The sequence below is a fragment of the Acinetobacter genomosp. 33YU genome (assembly GCF_001990725.1).
In the GTDB taxonomy this organism is placed as follows: domain Bacteria; phylum Pseudomonadota; class Gammaproteobacteria; order Pseudomonadales; family Moraxellaceae; genus Acinetobacter; species Acinetobacter seifertii.
Genome location: NZ_LFZQ01000001.1, coordinates 102,954 through 121,500 on the forward strand (window position 1 = coordinate 102,954; position 18,547 = coordinate 121,500).

Sequence of the window (18,547 nt, forward strand, 5' to 3'; positions counted from 1 at the left end):
AATAATATCTATTCAGTTAATTGTTTATAGATAAGTTTTTACCAAACACCTTTTTTTAATTGCTGTTTAGTATCTTGTCTATCTCGACGATGCTGTGCACGAGGTTTTTCTGTCTCATGCATACCACCTTTTTGAAGTAAAGGGGACAGAGCTACGTGGTTACGGACCTTAATTTTTGGCATTTCTTTAATTTTCATGTTTTAACCTTTAATACATAAAACTTGTTTAAGTGTATGGACCACTTCAATAAGATCTGATTGGTTCGCCATGACTTCATCAATATCCTTGTAAGCACTTGGGATCTCATCGACAACGCCACTATCTTTACGGCACTCAATACCTTTGGTTTGCTCAATTAAGTCTTGTTGATTAAAAAGAATTTTTGCCTTGCTACGGCTCATTTTACGCCCAGCGCCGTGAGAACATGAACAAAAAGACTCAGGATTAGCTTTTCCTCTAACAATATAAGAGCGTGCTCCCATAGAGCCAGGAATAATTCCTAACTCATCTAAACCTGCTCTAATCGCCCCTTTCCTGGTAACTAAAAGATTTTCACCAAAATGGGTTTCTCGACTTACATAATTATGATGACAATTAATTGCTTCTTTTGTCATTTGAAACGAGGGTAGAATAGGTCGGATTGCTTCTAAGACTAATCGCATCATTTCTTTACGATTTTCAAAAGCATATTCTTGGGCCCACTCCACAGCTTCTACATAATCATTAAAACTGTTTGAACCTTCAGCAAAATAACTTAAGTCTTTATCAGGTACATGCCCAAAGCGATGTTGTGCTTCTTTCTTGGCAAGTTCAATAAAATAAGTACCAATGACGTTACCCAAACCTCGACTACCTGAATGTAGCATTACCCATACATCTTGATTTTCATCAATACATAACTCTATAAAGTGATTGCCACCTCCTAATGTGCCTAATTGTTTTTGCCAAGTCGCATCGAACTGCCGAAGCATTCGAATTAAACCAGAATGTTTTTTTACAATCGGTTGTAACCGCTTTTCGAGTGGAATAATACTCGATGCTTTAGCTTTGACCTGCTTATGTAAAGCAAATCCAACTGGTACTTTACGTTCAATTGCATCACGTAAACGACTCAAGTTATCAGGAAGTTGTGAAGCCTTTAGACTTAAACGAATTGCATTCATTCCACAGCCAATGTCTACACCGACTGCAGCTGGAATAATGGCATGTTTAGTCGGAATAACACTTCCTACAGTCGCACCTTTTCCTACGTGAACATCTGGCATAACAGCAATATGTGAATATATAAATTGCAGTTGTGCCATTTTCTTCAATTGTTCAATACTTTCACTGTCTATATCTTGAGTGAAAATTTTAACGGGGACACCGTAAAGTGCCTCTTCGTTTAATATTTTTTGTATGCCCATAATTTTTCTCTTATTTTTCTGTCCGAATAGGCATAAAAAAACCTAGCGAATGCTAGGTCTTAAATTCGAGCATTCGGACAAGTGAATTAAATTTGTACACTTGTCCGTGAGCTGACATCGTGCCAAATCGTTACTGTTTTTTACCTTGTAGTGTTGGCATGATGTCCTCCTTTTTTAAAAAGTGCCGTTGAAAATCTGAACGGCATTTTACCTGTTTTTAACTAAAGATCAAGCTTTGGATCTTCAGCTTACTTTAATTAACGACTTAAACTTACTGTTAATCTTGCTCTGGTTTTACATTCATTTTGTCGTAACTAATTAATTTAGTTTTATATTTCCATTTATATCCGAGCCAAATTACTAAGAATAAAGGCAAACTAATATAAGTAGAAAGTAAGCCGATCCAATCAATTTTTCCACCCAAAATAGCTTGATAATTTTGGCCTAAGATAATGATTGAACACAGAATGAATGCGAACCAAGGTGCAAATGGGAAAAACTTGGCACGATATGCTAAATCTTCAAGTTTATACCCTTGAGCGATATAACCTTTACGGAAGCGATAATGTGAAATTGCAATACCTAACCAGACAATAAAACCACACATCCCTGACATGTTGAGTAGCCAGTTAAAGACTTGTTTTTCACCAATAAATGTCGTTAAGAAACAGAATGCAGCAATAAATGTCGTTGCATATAGCGCATTCATTGGAACACCACGATTATCGAGTTTTGCAAACCATTTTGGTGCACGGCCTTGTTGAGCCATGTCAAATAACATACGGGTAGAAGAATACATGCCCGAGTTACCTGCCGACAAAATAGCAGTCAAAATAACCGCGTTCATTAAGCTCGCAGCGAAAGCAAAGCCTACCTTTTCATAAAGCAAGGTAAAAGGAGAAAGGGCAACATTTTCTGTTGTTGCAGCTTGTAATAAATTTGGATCATCATAGGCGATAAGTGTGCCGATAATGAAAATACACAAGATATAGAATAATAAAATTCGCCAGAAAATCTGTTTAATTGCAAGTGGAATAGTTTTCTTTGGATCTTTCGATTCACCCGCAGCAACACCCACCATTTCGGTTCCCTGAAATGAGAATCCTGCAATCATGGCGACCCCAATCATAGCTTGTAAACCACCCACAAAAGGCGCATCTTTGTAGGTCCAGTTGCCAAAAGTCGCTACTCCCGGTGTCAACATCAGCTTAATTATCATGGCGATACCGATAATAATAAAGGCAATAATTGCAATAACTTTAACCATTGAGAACCAGAATTCGCTTTCACCGAAACCTTTTACACTCATTGCGTTAATCATGAAAATGATAACGAGGAAAAGGGCACTCCAGTAAAATCCGGGAATATCTGGAAACCAGAATTTCATAATAAACTGTACAGCAACAAGTTCAAATGCAACCGTAATTGCCCAGTTGTACCAATAATTCCAGCCTAGAGCGAAACCAAAGCCATCTTCAACATAGCGACTGCCATAGGTAAAAAATGCACCAGATGTTGGGGTATGAGTCGCAAGCTCACCTAAACTGGTCATTAAGAAGTAAATCATAATACCAATAAGAGAGTAAGCGAGTAGAGCCCCACCAGGGCCTGCGTTTGCAATGGTTGATCCAGAAGCAAGGAAGAGACCTGTACCAATGGAACCACCAATGGCGATCATATTCAGATGACGAGCTCCAAGCTTTCGCTGGAGTTTTTCAGGAGCATGTGTTTCGCTCATGGAGATTCCTTACATAGTTTGTTATGCACAGGCATATAACACCTTAAAGCCTTGAAGATCAGTTTTAATCTCACACTGACCAAAGTGCTTCTCAATTAAGATCGGATAGTTTAAAAAACGGTTTGCTACAATCCATAGCTCACCCGATGCCTTTAAATGTTTTTTAGCGTTCTGGCAGAGTCCTTCACTTGCATCATAGTTGGTATGAATACCTTGATGAAAGGGAGGATTACTGACAATGGCATCAAGTTCTGTTGGGGCGTCTGCAATTCCTATAACAGGTTGCAATCTCAACTGGTCTGAACCTATTCCATTTCGACTAAAAGTCATTTCCGTTGACCGTAAAGCGAAAGCATCAATATCTAAGGCATGAATAATATTACTTGAATTTATTTTTGCCAAATAACAACTGATAATTCCTGCACCACACCCGAAGTCGGCAATTCTACCTGATTTCACGTCATTAAGATAAGGGAGTAAAACAGCAGTTCCCACATCTAGATGATTTTGACTGAAAACCCCCGGTAGAGCACAAATGGTAAGTTCATGTCCATTTGCTTGAACAGTATAGGTTTTTAACCAGCTTTCAAGAGGTTTGAGCTTTTCAGTTTTCTCAATTTTTAAATGCCATAACTGACAATGTCGAGCGCTATCAAGTTTAAGAATTTTGCCAAAACTTTGTAGTTGTTTAGCAGCTCTTTCAACACCACCTTTTTTTTCACCTACTAAAAAAACTGATTGGTCAGTTTTTAGATGGCTCATCACCACATGCAATATATAGTTTAAAAGCTCTTTTGATTTTGGAACAAAAATTATAGCCTGATCAAATTCTTGTGATGGAAACTCAACCGAGAAATGTGCTGTTGTGCCTGCATTAACAAAGCCTTGATAATCCGCATAATTCCATGTCCAGATTGATGCATCAACCTCAGTAGGTAATTGACTTACCAAAGCGTCATTGGGTGCATTAATCAACAAGAGTCTACCTTTTAAATAGTCTTGTTGTCTTAATACCACTTCACTTCTAGGATCCATGTACATCTCTCATGAAGAAGAATGCCCAGTGGAAACTGGGCAGTAATCAAAAAATAAAAATGGGTTATTTGTGTGTTTCAGGAAGTACAACATTTAAAATTAATGCCGCAATACCGCCTGTTGCTACGCCAGAACTAAAAATATTTTTAAATAATTCTGGTAAGTGTTCCAAAATTTGAGGAACTTGAGCAACCCCTAAACCTAGTGCAAGTGAAATCGCGATAATTAAAAGGGCACGACGGTCTAAGTGAATAGATGAAAGAATGTTAATGCCTGAGGCAGCAACCGCACCAAACATCACCATAACTGCTCCGCCTAATACTGCTTGTGGTACAGCTTGTATTACACCCGCTACAGCAGGGAATAGACCTAATATAATGAGTAAAGCAGCAATCCAGATCCCCACGTAACGACTCGCCACACCAGTGAGTTGAATTACGCCATTATTTTGAGCAAAAACAGAACTAGGGAAAGTGTTAAATAATCCTGCAAGTAAAGAGTTTGCACCATTCACTAACACACCACCTTTGATGCGTTGCATCCACTGTGGGCCATCTACAGGTTGGTTTGAAAGTTTACTTGTTGCTGTGACATCACCAATTGCTTCTAATGAAGTCACCAGATAAATGAATGCCATTGGAATAAATAAGCCCCATGAGAAGCTTAAGCCAAAGTGCATAGGTGTCGGAATTTGAATAACAGGAGCGTCTTTTAGACCAGAAAAATCTAGGTACCCCATGAAACCAGCAAGAATGTAGCCAATAACCAAAGCAATCAAAATAGCCGAGCTTTTAATCCATACTACGCGTATGCGATTTAAAACAATAATAATAGCTAGAACTGTACAAGACATTATAAGGTTATCAGAACTTGCAAAAGTATGATCTTGCATAGCTTGGTAACCACCACCCATACTAATGAGGCCTTCTTTAATAAGTGTTAAGCCAATCAGCAGTACAACAATACCTGTCACAAGCGGAGTAATAAGTCTTTTTACCCATGGCAGAATTTGTGACACACCCATTTCAATAAATGAACCGGCAATCACCACACCAAAAATAGCAGCCATAACCTGATTTACTGGTGTACCTGCGGCAACCATTGCACTCCCAATACCAATAATTGGACCAATAAAGTTAAAACTAGTACCTTGAACAATCAGTAGACCTGCACCGAAAGGACCAACTTTTTTGCATTGTAAGAAAGTTGCAATTCCTGAAATGACCAAAGACATGGATAAAATCATGTTGGTTTCGGTACGTGAAACACCCAAAGCTAAACAAATAAGAAGCCCAGGTGTAATAATTGGGACAATAATTGCAAGCAAATGTTGAAAAGCAGCTAGAAAAGCCACGAAGGGTTTTGGTCGATCATCTAATCCATAAACAAGGTCAAGATGGTCTGATGATGGTTGATTGGACATGGGAGTAAATACGCCACAATTTCGCAAATTGGCGCTATTCTAATCGAGATACCTATCTTTACAAAACGAAATACAGGCTATTGGGAAATTTTTTTGTCAATGTCAATAAACTGTCACTACTCAAGAGTAGTGTTTTTCTGTATAATTTGCCCTCAAATTTCAGGCGTTTCTAATTTTCATGTCAGATATCAAAAATCTCCGTAATATCGCAATTATTGCGCACGTCGACCACGGGAAAACCACACTTGTCGATAAACTACTTCAGCAATCAGGTGCTCTCGGTGACCGAGCAGGCGAGATTGAGCGTGTCATGGACTCGAATGCGCTTGAAAGTGAACGTGGTATTACCATCCTAGCGAAAAACACTTCTATTACTTGGTTGGATAAGCGTACTGATACAACTTACCGTATCAACATCGTGGACACCCCGGGACACGCCGACTTCGGTGGTGAAGTAGAACGTGTTATGTCGATGGTTGACTGCGTATTACTTCTTGTTGACTCTCAAGAAGGCCCAATGCCACAAACTCGTTTTGTAACGCAAAAAGCCTTTGCTCGTGGTTTGAAGCCAATCGTTATTATCAACAAAGTTGATAAACCAAGTGCACGTCCAGATTGGGTAATCGATCAAGTATTTGATTTGTTTGATAACCTAGGTGCAACTGATGAGCAATTAGATTTCCCAATCGTTTATGCATCAGGTTTACGTGGTGTAGCGGGTCCAGCTCCTGAAGAACTTGCAGAAGACATGACTCCGTTGTTCGAAACGATTGTAGACATCGTTGAGCCACCAGCAGTTGACGTTGATGGTCCATTCCAAATGCAGATTTCATCACTTGACTATAACAGCTTCGTAGGCGTTATCGGTGTTGGTCGTATTCAACGTGGTTCAGTAAAATTAAACACTCCTGTTACTGTAATTGACAAAGATGGCAATACACGTAACGGTCGTATTTTAAAAATCATGGGTTACCACGGTTTAGAGCGTATTGATGTAGATTCAGCATCTGCTGGTGACATCGTATGTATTACTGGTATTGATGCACTTAACATTTCTGACACGATCTGTGATCCGAAAAATGTTGAAGCATTACCAGCTTTATCTGTAGATGAACCTACAGTATCTATGACTTTCCAAGTAAACAACTCTCCGTTTGCTGGTAAAGAAGGTAAATTCGTAACTTCACGTAATATCCGTGAACGTCTTGATCGCGAATTAATTCATAACGTAGCTTTACGTGTTGAAGACACTGACAGTCCAGACCGTTTCAAAGTATCTGGCCGTGGTGAACTTCACCTTTCAGTTTTAATTGAAAACATGCGTCGTGAAGGTTTTGAAATGGGCGTATCACGTCCACAAGTAATCATCAAAGAAATTGATGGTGAAAGACAAGAACCTTACGAAAACGTAACGTTTGACGTTGAAGAACAGCATCAAGGTGCTGTAATGGAACAAATGGGTCACCGTAAAGGCGAAATGACTAATATGGAAGTTGACGGTAAAGGCCGTATCCGTATTGAAGCGACTGTGCCTTCACGTGGTCTAATCGGTTTCCGTTCTGAATTCTTGACCATGACTTCTGGTACAGGGATCATGACTTCAAGCTTCTCGCATTATGGTCCTGTTAAACAAGGTACTGTTGCGAAGCGTCAAAACGGTGTGTTGATTTCTATGGTTCAAGGTACTTGCTTGGGCTATGCATTGTTCAGCTTACAAGACCGTGGTCGTTTATTTGCTAAGCCACAGTTAGAAGTTTACGAAGGTATGATCGTGGGTATTAACTCTCGTTCAGACGATATGGTTGTAAACCCAACTAAAGCGAAACAATTAACTAACGTTCGTGCATCTGGTACAGATGATGCTTTAACTTTAGTACCTGCAATTGAATATACGCTTGAACAAGCGCTTGAATTCATTGAAGATGACGAGTTAGTAGAAGTAACACCTAAATCAATCCGTATCCGTAAACGTTACTTGACTGAAAACGAACGTAAACGTAACCGTGATAAATAATTTTTCTTAATTGAAAAAGAAAAAACCGCTAAATTAATTTAGCGGTTTTTTTAATTGTTATATTTGAAATTAAATTAACCTTAAATTCATATTTTTCTTATAAACGAATATGTTGTTAAAGTGTGAGATAGTTTTCTTTTTTTTGATAAAAATATTAAATTATCAATATCATGGCGAGTACTATCTAATTCGATAAGATGCCAATGAAAAAGAAAAATATGACGTGTTTCGACCCCCCGACATCTGGAGATGTTTAGATGAGTATTATTCAAGAATTTAAAGAATTTGCCATTAAAGGCAATATGATGGATTTAGCCATTGGTGTGATTATTGGTGGTGCTTTTGGCAAAATCGTGGACTCTTTGGTGAAAGATATTATCATGCCAATTATCAGTGTAATTACTGGCGGTGGCGTTGATTTTACACAAAAATTCATTGTGTTGGGTGCAAACCCTAACAATTTACAGTCTTTGGATGCCTTACAAAAGGCAGGTGTCAATGTATTAACTTATGGTAACTTCCTGACCATTTTAATTAACTTCCTTATTTTAGCTTGGGTTGTATTCTTAATGGTGAAATTATTAAACAGACTTCGCCGTGATAAGAATGAGCCAGAAGCTCCAGCTGCAACGCCTGAAGACGTGCAATTATTGCGCGAAATTCGTGATGAGTTGAAAAAGAAAGCTTAAGCAGATTTCAAATAAAAAACGGTACCTAGCGTACCGTTTTTTATAGTTATTTTATCGAACTTCTCCAATTAAGAATCTTTCAGTAATTTCATAGCAATTAGAAATAATATCTTGAGTAGTTTGATTATCTGTACAATTCTGTAAGTAATATTCAATTAGTATAGAATTAGAAGGCTCATCGTTATGATATTTAGAAACATTTATGCCAAGTTTTGAAAAATCTTTTTGAGCCTGAAACTCTAAAATCCTGTGTACTCGATCAGACTGTTGTTCAGTTACTGTAGGGATATAAATTTTAAGGGTTTTATCATTTTGTTTAATAATTAAATTTTCTTTAATTTCTTTAATATTGTTAAAGAGAGTAAAATTTTTGTTAAATAAATCTTCGACATAATAGTCAAAATCAATGAAATCTAATAAATAAAAATATTGATCGTATTGGTAACTATTACCTTGGAAGTAAGTATTAAAATTATAACTACCTTCAAACTCTCCAGTCCCTTCCTCTTGTACAATAAAACTGTATTCAGGATATTTCTGGCTAAAATTAAGCATATCTTTTTCAAGGCTATACCATTTTACTTCATTTTCAGAGTTACCATCTAAATTAAAGGCATATTCAGCTTCATGATGTGAATTTGATTGTGCATCATCATATAACGCTTGAATGATCTTACGTGTTTCATCACGATTAGCTGGGCGTTTTTCTTCATGCACCCAAACTCGTAAAGATACATATGTGTACATCCCCATTTAAAATTCCTTAGATAAGTAAAATATTTATTAAAGTTAAAAATAAATTCATTAAACTAAAACTACTTATAATTCATTTTATTAGCTTGTAAAATACAATTTATTTTATGCTTAAAGAATACCAAAATGAGAGTATTCTTAATAGTCTTTTTGCATTTAAGTTATCTTAGAAGACTAATTTTTAAAGGATATTAATATTAAACTTATATTAGTAAAGGTAAGTTATTATGAATCAGCTATTTGTATATGGCACTTTATGTCCGAATCAAGTTAATGCTCATATTTTAGAACAAATCGATGGTCACTGGATAAAAGCCAGTGTAAGAGGCGTGATTCATATTTTAGATTGGGGTCCAGACAAGGGTTTAAAAGCACTTGAGTTAGATTCGCAAGCCGATTGGATAGATGGTTATGTGTTTAGCACAGAAAAACTTGCTGAAAACTGGCAGATGCTGGATGATTTTGAAGGTTTTCAATACCAGCGTGTCATCGCAGATGTAAAACTAGAGTCGGGTGAATATATTAAAGCCTGGACATATCAAATGAATGCACAGGCTCAATCTAATGAAAACCATAATTAAATTAATGGAATCAGCGTAAGCTGCCCATTCGGAATTTAACTTCTAAAAGATGATAGCCAAACTGGCTTTTAATAGGACCTTGCAACACGCGTTCAGCAGCTGTAAAGACAACTTTGTCGATAACAGGTACTAATTGACCTTTTTTAACTTCGCCAAGTTCACCGCCACGTTTAGCTGAATTGCAGGTGGAATATTGCTTGGCAAGTTTGGCAAAGTCTGCACCACTTTGTAGTTTCTTTTTTAGCTGTTCAGCTAAGTCTTTATCTTTGACTAAAATATGTCGGACAATTGCTGTTTGCATGTTGTCTTCCTCCAAAAAATTAAGGCTTTCTCAGCTTTTTAAGTGGTTGGCACTGTGGGCAAAATACACTGGCACGCTGACCGAGTTTTAAGTTTTCTAATGTGGTTTCACAGTTAACACACATTTCTCCAGCACGACCATAAGCCAGAAGTGTTTGCTGGAAATAACCATTTTCACCCATGGCATTACTGTAATCACGTAAAGTCGAGCCACCTAAATCAATTGCCGATTTCAAAATTCGTTTAATCTCGACAACCAGTTTCTCAATCTGCTGCATAGTCAAATCGCCAGCAGGCTGAGCTGGGTGAATGCCTACATTAAATAAGCTTTCAGTTGCATAGATATTGCCTACACCAACCACTACATGATTATCCATGAGTGCAATTTTTGTGCCGACAGATTTATTCTTGAGCTTAGAAGCTAAATATTCTGCATGAAAGTCAGTACTTAAAGGCTCTGGCCCCAAAGTATCTATGAGTTTGCCTTGAGTTTCCGAATTAAGCCAAAGGATGCAACCGAAACGGCGTGGGTCATGGTAACGTAACTGCTGATCTTCAAATTGAATAATCAGGTGGTCATGTTTTCTTAGTTCATCATTTGGTTCGGTGAGACGAAAACTTCCTGACATGCCTAAATGCCAGAGCATTTGATTTTGTTCAAACTCTGCCAGAATATATTTTGAACGTCGATTTAACCCAATGAGACGTTGCCCAACGAGTTTTTGAATGTCGTCTGGTATAGGCCAGCGTAAGCTTGGATTACGTACTTCAACACTTAGAACTTTTTGATTCAATAAGGGAAATAAACTGGTTTTGGTGGTTTCGACTTCGGGTAACTCAGGCATGCCAACTCGCAGAATTAACAGATATACTGGATTAATCAAGTATAACGTGTGGTATGTAATATTTCAGAGAATACTATGTCAGATATTTTACCATTAAGCTGGTTTCAACGAGAAACTTCAGAAGTGGCTTATGATTTGATCGGCTGCGTATTGTGTAAGCGGCAGCCTGATGGTCAAGTTATCCGTTGCACAATTAGTGAAACAGAAGCTTATTTGGGCGTTCGAGATAAAGCTTGCCATAGTTACAATGATAAACGCACAGCTCGAACTGAGGTAATGTATAGCCATGGTGGTACGATTTACGTCTACCTAATTTATGGCATGTATGAAATGCTTAATATTATTACTCAAACAGAAGGTGTGCCTGAGGGAGTAATGATTCGGTCTGTATTTTTAAGTAATGCTTCAACCAAAAAAGAATATAAGCTTTTAGCTGGGCCGGGCAAACTGACACGTTATTTGGGTATTGACCGTAGTTTAAAAGGCCAGACTCTAGGTGAAGAATCTGGACTATGGATTGAAGCAGCTACTACACAACCAGAGGTTGTTTTAACGCCACGTATTGGAATTGACTATGCTGAAGAAGCAAAAGACTGGCCTGAACGATATTGCTGGAAAGATCATCCTTCGTTAAGTCGATAATCCAAATTTAGAAATTAATTTTTAAATAATGAAATAGTGTTCTAAATTTACAACTATGTGGATTGAATTCAATATCCAGACAAAGCACTGCTTTTTGTTATCATAACTACAATATAAATAAAGGAAATAAGCATGTCCTTATTACGCTTAGACCGACTTCATTACTGTATTTTGATGAGTATGGGCTGTATTTCTAGTCCAATTGTATGGGCAGAAGACCTAAATTCAGACGTTGCCAAATTGCCTACTTTACATGTGGAAGCAACGCGTACCGATACCACTTACTTACAAACACCTGCTTCAGTTTTTCGAATAGATGCACCTCAAGCTGATAGTTCTTCACAAGTGAATTTGACTGAAGTTGTGAAAGGTATACCGAGCTTACAGATTCGTAATCGTGAAAATTATGCGCAAGATTTACAGCTATCTATGCGTGGTTTTGGTGCACGTTCTACTTTTGGTGTCCGTGGTATTCGTCTATATGTGGATGGTATTCCCGCAACAATGCCAGATGGACAGGGTCAAACGTCTAATATCGATTTAAGTAGTCTCGATCATGTTGAAGTTCTAACCGGACCTTTTTCTTCACTATATGGAAACTCATCGGGTGGGACAATTTTAACTTCTACTAAAGAAGGGCAAGGGAAAGACTCAATCGAGCTGAGCTATTCGGGAGGCAGCCACAATAAAAGCCGAGCAGGGTTAGTACTACAAGGTGGGGCAAAGGGTGCGAATGAACCAAGCTATATTATTAGTTCATCGTACTTCGATACGGATGGTTACCGAGATCATAGCGGTGCAGATAAAATCTTAAATAACGCCAAGCTCAGTTGGAACCTTGATGATGGTAGCAAAATCAACTGGGTGACTAACTATGTCAAAATCAATGCAGATGATCCGCAAGGTTTAACACATGACCAGTGGAATGCGAACCCAAAGCAACAAGTGCCTTTTTTAAAGCAATTTAATGTCCGTAAAGACATTGAGCAAACCCAAACAGGGGTGACATGGTCTAAGCCAATTAATGATAAAAATGAACTCTATGCCATGGCATATTTGGGTAATCGTCAAGTTACTCAATATCAATCCATTCCAAAAGGCGACGTAACATTAAAGGATGGTAAGCCTATTTATACAGGCCAAGCAAATCCTAATCATGCGGGTGGTGTGATTGATTTTGATCGTAATTATTATGGTGCTGATTTCCGTTGGACGGGTAAAGAGTTACTTCCAAATACTACTGTAAGTGTTGGTGTTGCACTCGATGCGATGGATGAAGACCGTAAAGGTTATGAAAATTTTAACTTAGTAAATGGTCAGCCTTCTTACGGTGTTAAAGGTAAATTACGTCGTGATGAAGACAATACTTTGTGGAATATCGACCCATATTTACAAGCTTCATGGCAGTTCTTACCTACATGGCGTTTAGACACGGGCGTACGCTATAGCAATGTCCATTACAAATCTAAAGATAACTATTTAAGTAATGGCGACGATAGTGGGAAGACCGATTACGATAAAGTTTTACCTTCTGCCGCTTTAAGCTGGCAAATTTTACCTGAACTCATGGCTTATATGAGTTATGCCAAAGGATTTGAAACACCGACCTTTACTGAAATGGCTTATCAAACTGATACGTCAAAGTCAGGTTTTAATTTTGATTTAAAACCATCGACCAGTGATACCTATGAAGCTGGTTTAAAATCACAAAACCAATTAGGTGATTTTACTTTGGCAGTTTTTCAAACTAAAACCAAAAATGACATTGTTTCAGCAGGAAGCTCAAACGGACGTTCTACCTTCCGTAACGCAGATAAAACTTTACGTGAAGGGGTAGAGTTTGCGTGGAACAAAAAGTTGTGGCGAGATTTAACAGCGACTGCAAGCTATGCCTATTTAGATGCAACTTTTGATGCTGATATTCCAGCTTTAGGAAATATTGCTCAAATTCCATCAGGAAATGCGATTCCAGGTATTGCTAAAAACCAAGCTTATGCCTCTTTGGCATGGCAGCCATCGCACGGTTTATATGGTGGTGTAGAAGTACAGTATATGGACAAAGTATACGTGAATGATACCAACAGTGACGCAGCACCGAGCTACAGTGTAACTTCAGCAAATATTGGTTATGCATGGGATTTAGGCGATTGGAAAGTCAAAAGCTTTGCTCGTGTAGATAACCTATTTGATAAAAACTATGCGGGTTCAGTGATTGTAAATGATGGTAATGATCGTTACTTTGAGCCTGCGGATGGGCGTAACTGGAGTGCAGGTTTACGTGTAATTAAACAATTCTAGGAATTTAAAATGGCAAAATTATTTGAAACGGTTAATTTTGATTCGCTACAACTGGTCAATAGAATTGTAATTGCCCCAATGTGTCAGTATTCGGCAACAGATGATGGTGAAATTACCTATTGGCATGAGCAGCAATGGGCAAATTACGCATTGTCAGGAGCTGGGCTATGTATTGTGGAAGCTACGGCTGTACAAGCGGAAGGTCGAATTAGTTACGCAGATCTTGGACTTTGGAATGACCAACAAGGTGACCAGATCAAAACTTTATTGGGGAAAGTTAAAACACTTTCTCCTATGCCATTTGGAATTCAGTTAGCGCATGCTGGACGTAAAGCATCGACTGAAAAGCCTTGGTTGGGTAAAGGCCAAATTGCAAAAAATCAGCCACATGGCTGGCAAACGGTTGCCCCAAGTACAAGTACCTTTTCAGTTCACGATGCTGCGCCACATGCATTAACAATCGATGAAATTAAACAAGTTCAACAAGACTTTGCTGCTGCTGCAAAACGTGCAGTAGAAGCTGGCTTTGAGCTAATCGAAGTACATGCAGCACATGGTTACTTATTGCATCAATTTTTATCGCCAATAGCGAATCAACGCACAGATGAATATGGTGGTTCTTTAGAAAACCGTATGCGTATGGCGCTTGAAGTACTTCAGGCAATTAAACTCGCGGTGCCTGAAGGCTATCCAGTAGGAGTACGTCTATCTGCAACGGACTGGATGGATGGCAATGAACAATGGGATATTGAATCTACAGTTGGGTTATCAAAAGCTTTAGAGCAACTGGGAGCCGCTTATATTCATGTGTCTAGCGGTGGTTTACATGAACATCAAAATATTACCATTGGAGCGGGCTACCAAGTTCCGTTTGCCGAACAGGTTAAGAAGCATGTGTCTATTCCTGTGATTGCAGTAGGACTGATTACCGAGCCAGAACATGCTGAACAAATTTTAGAAACTCAGCAAGCTGATGCAATTGGCCTTGCTCGTGCTATGTTATATGACCCGCGTTGGCCGTGGCATGCAGCAGCTACATTGGGAGCAAAAGTTAAAATTGCACCTCAGTATTTGCGTTGTCAACCACATGGATTAAAACAGCTTTTTGATTCTTTTTAGTTGATCAGCGGGCAAATTAAGATTTGCCCGTTTTTATTTTCAGATGAGTGAGGGAGCATTCTGTGGTTTTTCAGGTAATTTTACCAATTTTGATTTTATTGTTGATGGGGTACTGCAGTGTCCTCATTAAATTGGTAACACCTGAGCAGATTAGGGCCCTGAGCGCATTTGTTATTAAAATTGCTCTTCCTGCATTTTTAATTCAGTCTTTAGCCAATAAAAACTTACAAGAGATTTGGCACCCAGCTTATTTTATTGCTTATGGTGGCGGCTCTTTAATCTTGTTTTTTCTTGCTTTTATTATTTATCGAAAGCTTTTTAAAAATAGCCTAACCCATAGTGCAGTCATATCGATGGGTGCTTCCATGTCAAATACAGGATTTATGGGTACCGCTATTTTGACCATGCTCATGGGTAGTCATGCTGCAATCTATATATCTTTAACTTTAATTATTGAAAATTTATTAATCGTCGCTTTAATGCTCATTTTGGCTGAAGCGGGATTACATCAACAGCAACAGCTTTTTCCTTTGCTGAAAAAGACATTTATTAATTTACTTAAAAACCCTGTAATTATTGCAATTTTGGTTGGCATGAGCTGTATTTTACTCGGCATTCATCTGCCTTCAAAACTTGGGCAAGCTTTAGAACTGTTAGGAAAGACAGCCTCACCTTTAGCATTATTTGCTATTGGCGGCAGTTTGGTTGGTATAGGAATTACCGCCGTGAATTTACAAAGTATATTGTTAGCTGGGTTTAATGTCATTCTTATGCCAGCTGTGATTTTTGGATTGTTTCTTTTATTGCCAAATGTAAGCCGTGAAATGCTTTATGCAGGAACATTAATTGCAGCGCTGCCGATGCCAATTGCTTTTGGTATTTTTGGACAAGCATACGGTTTAAATGAAAAGGCGTTAACACCTTTATTGATAAGTACCATTATTGGTTTTATTGGAGTAAGTGGGCTTATCGCTTTGTGGTGGTAAAACAAAAGCCCCATACGGGGCTATTGTTTCTTTACTATTTTTTTGGTGCTGGCTGTGCGGGAGCATTTGCAGCCTGTTTACTTTTTTCTGCAATAATCTTATCAACCGAAGCTAAAGATTCTCTAGCGTTAGGAACATTTTGATTGGCAAGTTCAGTAAAGATCTTTTTGGCCTCAGGTAAATTTTGTGGAATGATATTGCCATTCGCCATCATGGTCGCTAAAGCCATAGATGCTGGCGCATAACCTTTTTGGGCGATTGCTTGTAATGCTTCAATGCCTTGGCGTTTCATTAACGGATTTTTATTTTCGACACCTTGGCTAATATCATAAAGTGCTTTCACCTGAGTAGCTGGATAGTTACCTTTTCTGATTAAAGGCGCTAACTTTTGAAGGGCAATTTGATGAGACTGTGGCTTTTTCTGAGCAAATAAAATGGTCGCAATTTTTACCGTTGCATCATCAGAACCTTGAGCTGATGCTTTCTGTACATATTGGCTAAATTTATTACTATCTTTTGCAACGCCTAACTCACCAGTTTCATAAATTTGCGCAAGTCTATAACTGGCCTGAGCATAACCTTTGTTTGAGGCATCTTCATAATATTTCAGAGCTTTAGCATTATCTTTGGCGGTACCTTGGCCCATTTGCGTCATATAGCCTAAGTTATAGATCGCTTGAGCATTTCCTGTCTGTGCAAGACGCTGGACTTCTTGAAAGGCAGCAGGATAATTTTTTGCTGCATACAGTTGTTCTGCCTGTTTAAAGACATCATTTTTTGCCACAGATGCTGTATTGTCTGCCGCAAAGATGGACGAACTTGAAATGGCGATTAGGCTGGCGATGAGTAATTTTTTCATTTCTTTTTAACCTTTTACTTCGTAGCTACATCATTCCGTCGATGTATTGAATCAACTTAACTTCTCATCATAAATAGTGATGCATGAAAGTAAACAGCCGATTTGTATATAAAACGATGTACATAAAGCAAACTGTGGAGAAAAATGATATGCCACTCTAGCTAAGAGAGTGGCATATAGACTTATTTAGCTGACTTAAGTAATGCTTCAATTTGTTTTGCATCACTTGGTACACCTGAGATTCTTTGTCCATCTTGCAAGAACAGGGTTGGTGTTCCATCGATATTTAATTTTTGGCCTAAAGCGATATTCTTTTGAATTGGGCTTGAGCAACTTTTGCTATTCGTCGGCAATTTGCGATTAAGCATATAGCTGGTCCAAGCTTCAGACGGATTCTTTGAACACCAGATTTGATTTGCAACTTTTTCAGCATTTGGGTGCAAGCTGGTCAGCGGATATAAGAATACATATACCGTTACGTTATCCACCCCAACCATGTTTTGTTCTAAACGCTGACAGTAAGGGCAATCTGGGTCACTGAAAATATAAAGAGTACGCTCACCTTTACCTTTTACATATTTTATCGCCTGATTTAGGGGGAGGCTTTTGACATCAATTTTACCCAATTCGGCAATTCGTTCTTCTGTCATATTTTTTTGTTGTTTGATATCAACTAAATTGCCTACAAAAAAGTATTTAGCATCTTGATTGGTATAAACAATACGACCGCTTGTATACACTTCATAAATACCTTGCACAGGTGATTGATAAACACCTTTTACAGGTAAGTCTGGATAATTTGTCTTCAGATTTTGTTCAAGTGTTTTCACATCAGCATGAGCAGAACCGAAAAAAGCCAAACTCAACATGAGTGTAGCAAGTTTAGTTTTCATATTTTTTCTCTTAGATTTCAACCTAGATTATGATGGCATAGAAAAATTAAAAAATTGATGCCCTAATTAAATGAATTTATTAGAATTTTGTATCTATAAAAAAGCCCATAGAGTCTCCACGGGCTTTTATTTACTAAATATAATTACTGTGGTCTAGCCACATCACCACTTAATGCTTCTGGCAAATCGAGGACTTGAAGACCGAGTTCAGCTAGAGCGGCTGGTTTTGCAACAACCAACGCAATATATCCGTCAGTGGTTTGAGTACTATTTACTACTTCAATATCGTTATTTAATTGAGTAGCTGGAGCAGGTACTTCACCTGTACCTTGAACTAGATGCAACCAGTGTTTTGGTTTTGCTTTAAACCAAAGGCGCGCCACAATTTCTTGACCTAAGTAACAGCCTTTATCGTAATTTACGCCTTCACGTTGATGTAAACGTAATTCTTGTGGTTGGAACTCATGTTCGGTCGCTTGAGCAATCCATGCTTGCCCCGTCATGATGGCTTGTTTTTGCCATTCGGAAACATCAGTTTCTGCAGAGCTGAACTCAGTGTGTCCATTTACAACTTTTGGAAACACTACGCCTTGTTCACTTAAAGTCATTTTTGAAAATGCGCCATATTTTTTAATATGCTTAGCGAACTCTTCAGCTTGATCTTGAGTAACAACAATCTCAAAACTTTCAGCGTTCAGCTTTTTCAGCCACAGGCCAAAGTGAATACGGCCTTTAAGATCACAAATGGCTGTATAGCGTGTTTCATTTTCAGCTAAACGCTCAGTATCGACAGTCACTTGACCTTGTAAAAACTTCTGTGCATCTACACCGTTTAATGCATAAGAGGAGAAAGCGAGCAGACTCATGATTAATCTCAAATTCAATATGTTTCATTATGATTGCTGACTATTTTGCTCCATTTTTACTAAAAAATCAGCCTTAGTTTTCGTAATTTAGTTTTGTTTA

The 18,547-nt window shown here is 38.2% G+C and carries 18 protein-coding genes; 7 read left to right on the plus strand and 11 right to left on the minus strand.

The window, feature by feature from the left end; all coding sequences use genetic code 11:
* Positions 1-38 precede the first annotated feature (38 nt).
* The 5 genes from AC056_RS19510 to AC056_RS00500 all read right to left on the minus strand — a co-directional run bounded on the left by AC056_RS19510 (position 39) and on the right by AC056_RS00500 (position 5,602).
* The gene (locus AC056_RS19510) at positions 39-197 is read right to left on the minus strand and encodes a hypothetical protein (protein WP_004705737.1); all 159 of its coding nucleotides are present in this window, start codon (positions 195-197) and stop codon (positions 39-41) included.
* Positions 198-200: 3 nt separating this feature from the next.
* Complete coding sequence (locus AC056_RS00485; RefSeq protein ID WP_077162415.1) at positions 201-1,406, minus strand: RtcB family protein; 1,206 nt, start codon at positions 1,404-1,406, stop codon at positions 201-203.
* A 277-nt stretch (positions 1,407-1,683) separates the two neighbouring features.
* On the minus strand, positions 1,684-3,144 hold the full coding sequence (locus AC056_RS00490; protein WP_004705739.1) for an amino acid permease: 1,461 nt from the start codon (positions 3,142-3,144) through the stop codon (positions 1,684-1,686).
* A gap of 21 nt (positions 3,145-3,165) precedes the next feature.
* The gene (locus tag AC056_RS00495) at positions 3,166-4,179 is read right to left on the minus strand and encodes a class I SAM-dependent methyltransferase (RefSeq protein ID WP_077162416.1); all 1,014 of its coding nucleotides are present in this window, start codon (positions 4,177-4,179) and stop codon (positions 3,166-3,168) included.
* Positions 4,180-4,243: 64 nt separating this feature from the next.
* On the minus strand, positions 4,244-5,602 hold the full coding sequence (locus AC056_RS00500) for a uracil-xanthine permease family protein (protein ID WP_077162417.1): 1,359 nt from the start codon (positions 5,600-5,602) through the stop codon (positions 4,244-4,246).
* A 178-nt stretch (positions 5,603-5,780) separates the two neighbouring features.
* Between AC056_RS00500 and typA the strand changes: the two genes are divergently transcribed.
* Positions 5,781-7,616, plus strand: coding sequence for a translational GTPase TypA (gene typA / locus AC056_RS00505; RefSeq protein WP_004705742.1), 1,836 nt, complete (start codon positions 5,781-5,783; stop codon positions 7,614-7,616).
* A 257-nt stretch (positions 7,617-7,873) separates the two neighbouring features.
* Positions 7,874-8,305 carry a large conductance mechanosensitive channel protein MscL gene (mscL, locus tag AC056_RS00510; RefSeq protein ID WP_004705743.1) on the plus strand — a complete coding sequence of 144 codons (432 nt, stop codon included), beginning with the start codon at positions 7,874-7,876 and terminating at the stop codon, positions 8,303-8,305.
* A 51-nt stretch (positions 8,306-8,356) separates the two neighbouring features.
* On the opposite strand, the gene AC056_RS00515 is transcribed toward mscL, so the two are convergent.
* Positions 8,357-9,058, minus strand: coding sequence for a hypothetical protein (locus AC056_RS00515; RefSeq protein ID WP_004705745.1), 702 nt, complete (start codon positions 9,056-9,058; stop codon positions 8,357-8,359).
* Between the two features lie 227 nt (positions 9,059-9,285).
* On the opposite strand from AC056_RS00515, the gene AC056_RS00520 reads away from it, so the two are divergent.
* Positions 9,286-9,639 carry a gamma-glutamylcyclotransferase family protein gene (locus tag AC056_RS00520; protein ID WP_077162418.1) on the plus strand — a complete coding sequence of 118 codons (354 nt, stop codon included), beginning with the start codon at positions 9,286-9,288 and terminating at the stop codon, positions 9,637-9,639.
* 10 nt (positions 9,640-9,649) lie between these two features.
* On the opposite strand, the gene AC056_RS00525 is transcribed toward AC056_RS00520, so the two are convergent.
* A complete protein-coding gene (locus AC056_RS00525) occupies positions 9,650-9,940 on the minus strand; it encodes a peptidylprolyl isomerase (protein WP_002051379.1) in 291 nt (96 codons plus the stop codon).
* 19 nt (positions 9,941-9,959) lie between these two features.
* Positions 9,960-10,784 (minus strand): bifunctional DNA-formamidopyrimidine glycosylase/DNA-(apurinic or apyrimidinic site) lyase, encoded by an 825-nt coding sequence (gene mutM, locus AC056_RS00530; protein ID WP_077162419.1) that lies wholly within the window; start codon positions 10,782-10,784, stop codon positions 9,960-9,962.
* A 75-nt stretch (positions 10,785-10,859) separates the two neighbouring features.
* Between mutM and AC056_RS00535 the strand changes: the two genes are divergently transcribed.
* From AC056_RS00535 to AC056_RS00550, 4 genes are all read left to right on the plus strand, one after another.
* Positions 10,860-11,426: a DNA-3-methyladenine glycosylase gene (locus AC056_RS00535; protein WP_077162420.1), complete on the plus strand. Its 567-nt coding sequence runs from the start codon at positions 10,860-10,862 to the stop codon at positions 11,424-11,426.
* A gap of 132 nt (positions 11,427-11,558) precedes the next feature.
* The gene (locus AC056_RS00540; protein WP_139344608.1) at positions 11,559-13,724 is read left to right on the plus strand and encodes a TonB-dependent receptor family protein; all 2,166 of its coding nucleotides are present in this window, start codon (positions 11,559-11,561) and stop codon (positions 13,722-13,724) included.
* A 9-nt stretch (positions 13,725-13,733) separates the two neighbouring features.
* Positions 13,734-14,843 (plus strand): NADH:flavin oxidoreductase/NADH oxidase, encoded by a 1,110-nt coding sequence (locus tag AC056_RS00545; RefSeq protein WP_077162421.1) that lies wholly within the window; start codon positions 13,734-13,736, stop codon positions 14,841-14,843.
* A 62-nt stretch (positions 14,844-14,905) separates the two neighbouring features.
* Positions 14,906-15,829, plus strand: coding sequence for an AEC family transporter (locus AC056_RS00550; RefSeq protein WP_039253195.1), 924 nt, complete (start codon positions 14,906-14,908; stop codon positions 15,827-15,829).
* A gap of 34 nt (positions 15,830-15,863) precedes the next feature.
* On the opposite strand, the gene AC056_RS00555 is transcribed toward AC056_RS00550, so the two are convergent.
* From AC056_RS00555 to AC056_RS00565, 3 genes are all read right to left on the minus strand, one after another.
* A complete protein-coding gene (locus AC056_RS00555) occupies positions 15,864-16,688 on the minus strand; it encodes a tetratricopeptide repeat protein (protein WP_077162422.1) in 825 nt (274 codons plus the stop codon).
* A gap of 182 nt (positions 16,689-16,870) precedes the next feature.
* Positions 16,871-17,581, minus strand: a complete 711-nt coding sequence (locus tag AC056_RS00560; RefSeq protein ID WP_077162423.1) for a DsbC family protein — start codon at positions 17,579-17,581, stop codon at positions 16,871-16,873.
* A gap of 143 nt (positions 17,582-17,724) precedes the next feature.
* On the minus strand, positions 17,725-18,447 hold the full coding sequence (locus AC056_RS00565) for a YgfZ/GcvT domain-containing protein (RefSeq protein ID WP_077162424.1): 723 nt from the start codon (positions 18,445-18,447) through the stop codon (positions 17,725-17,727).
* Positions 18,448-18,547 lie beyond the last annotated feature (100 nt).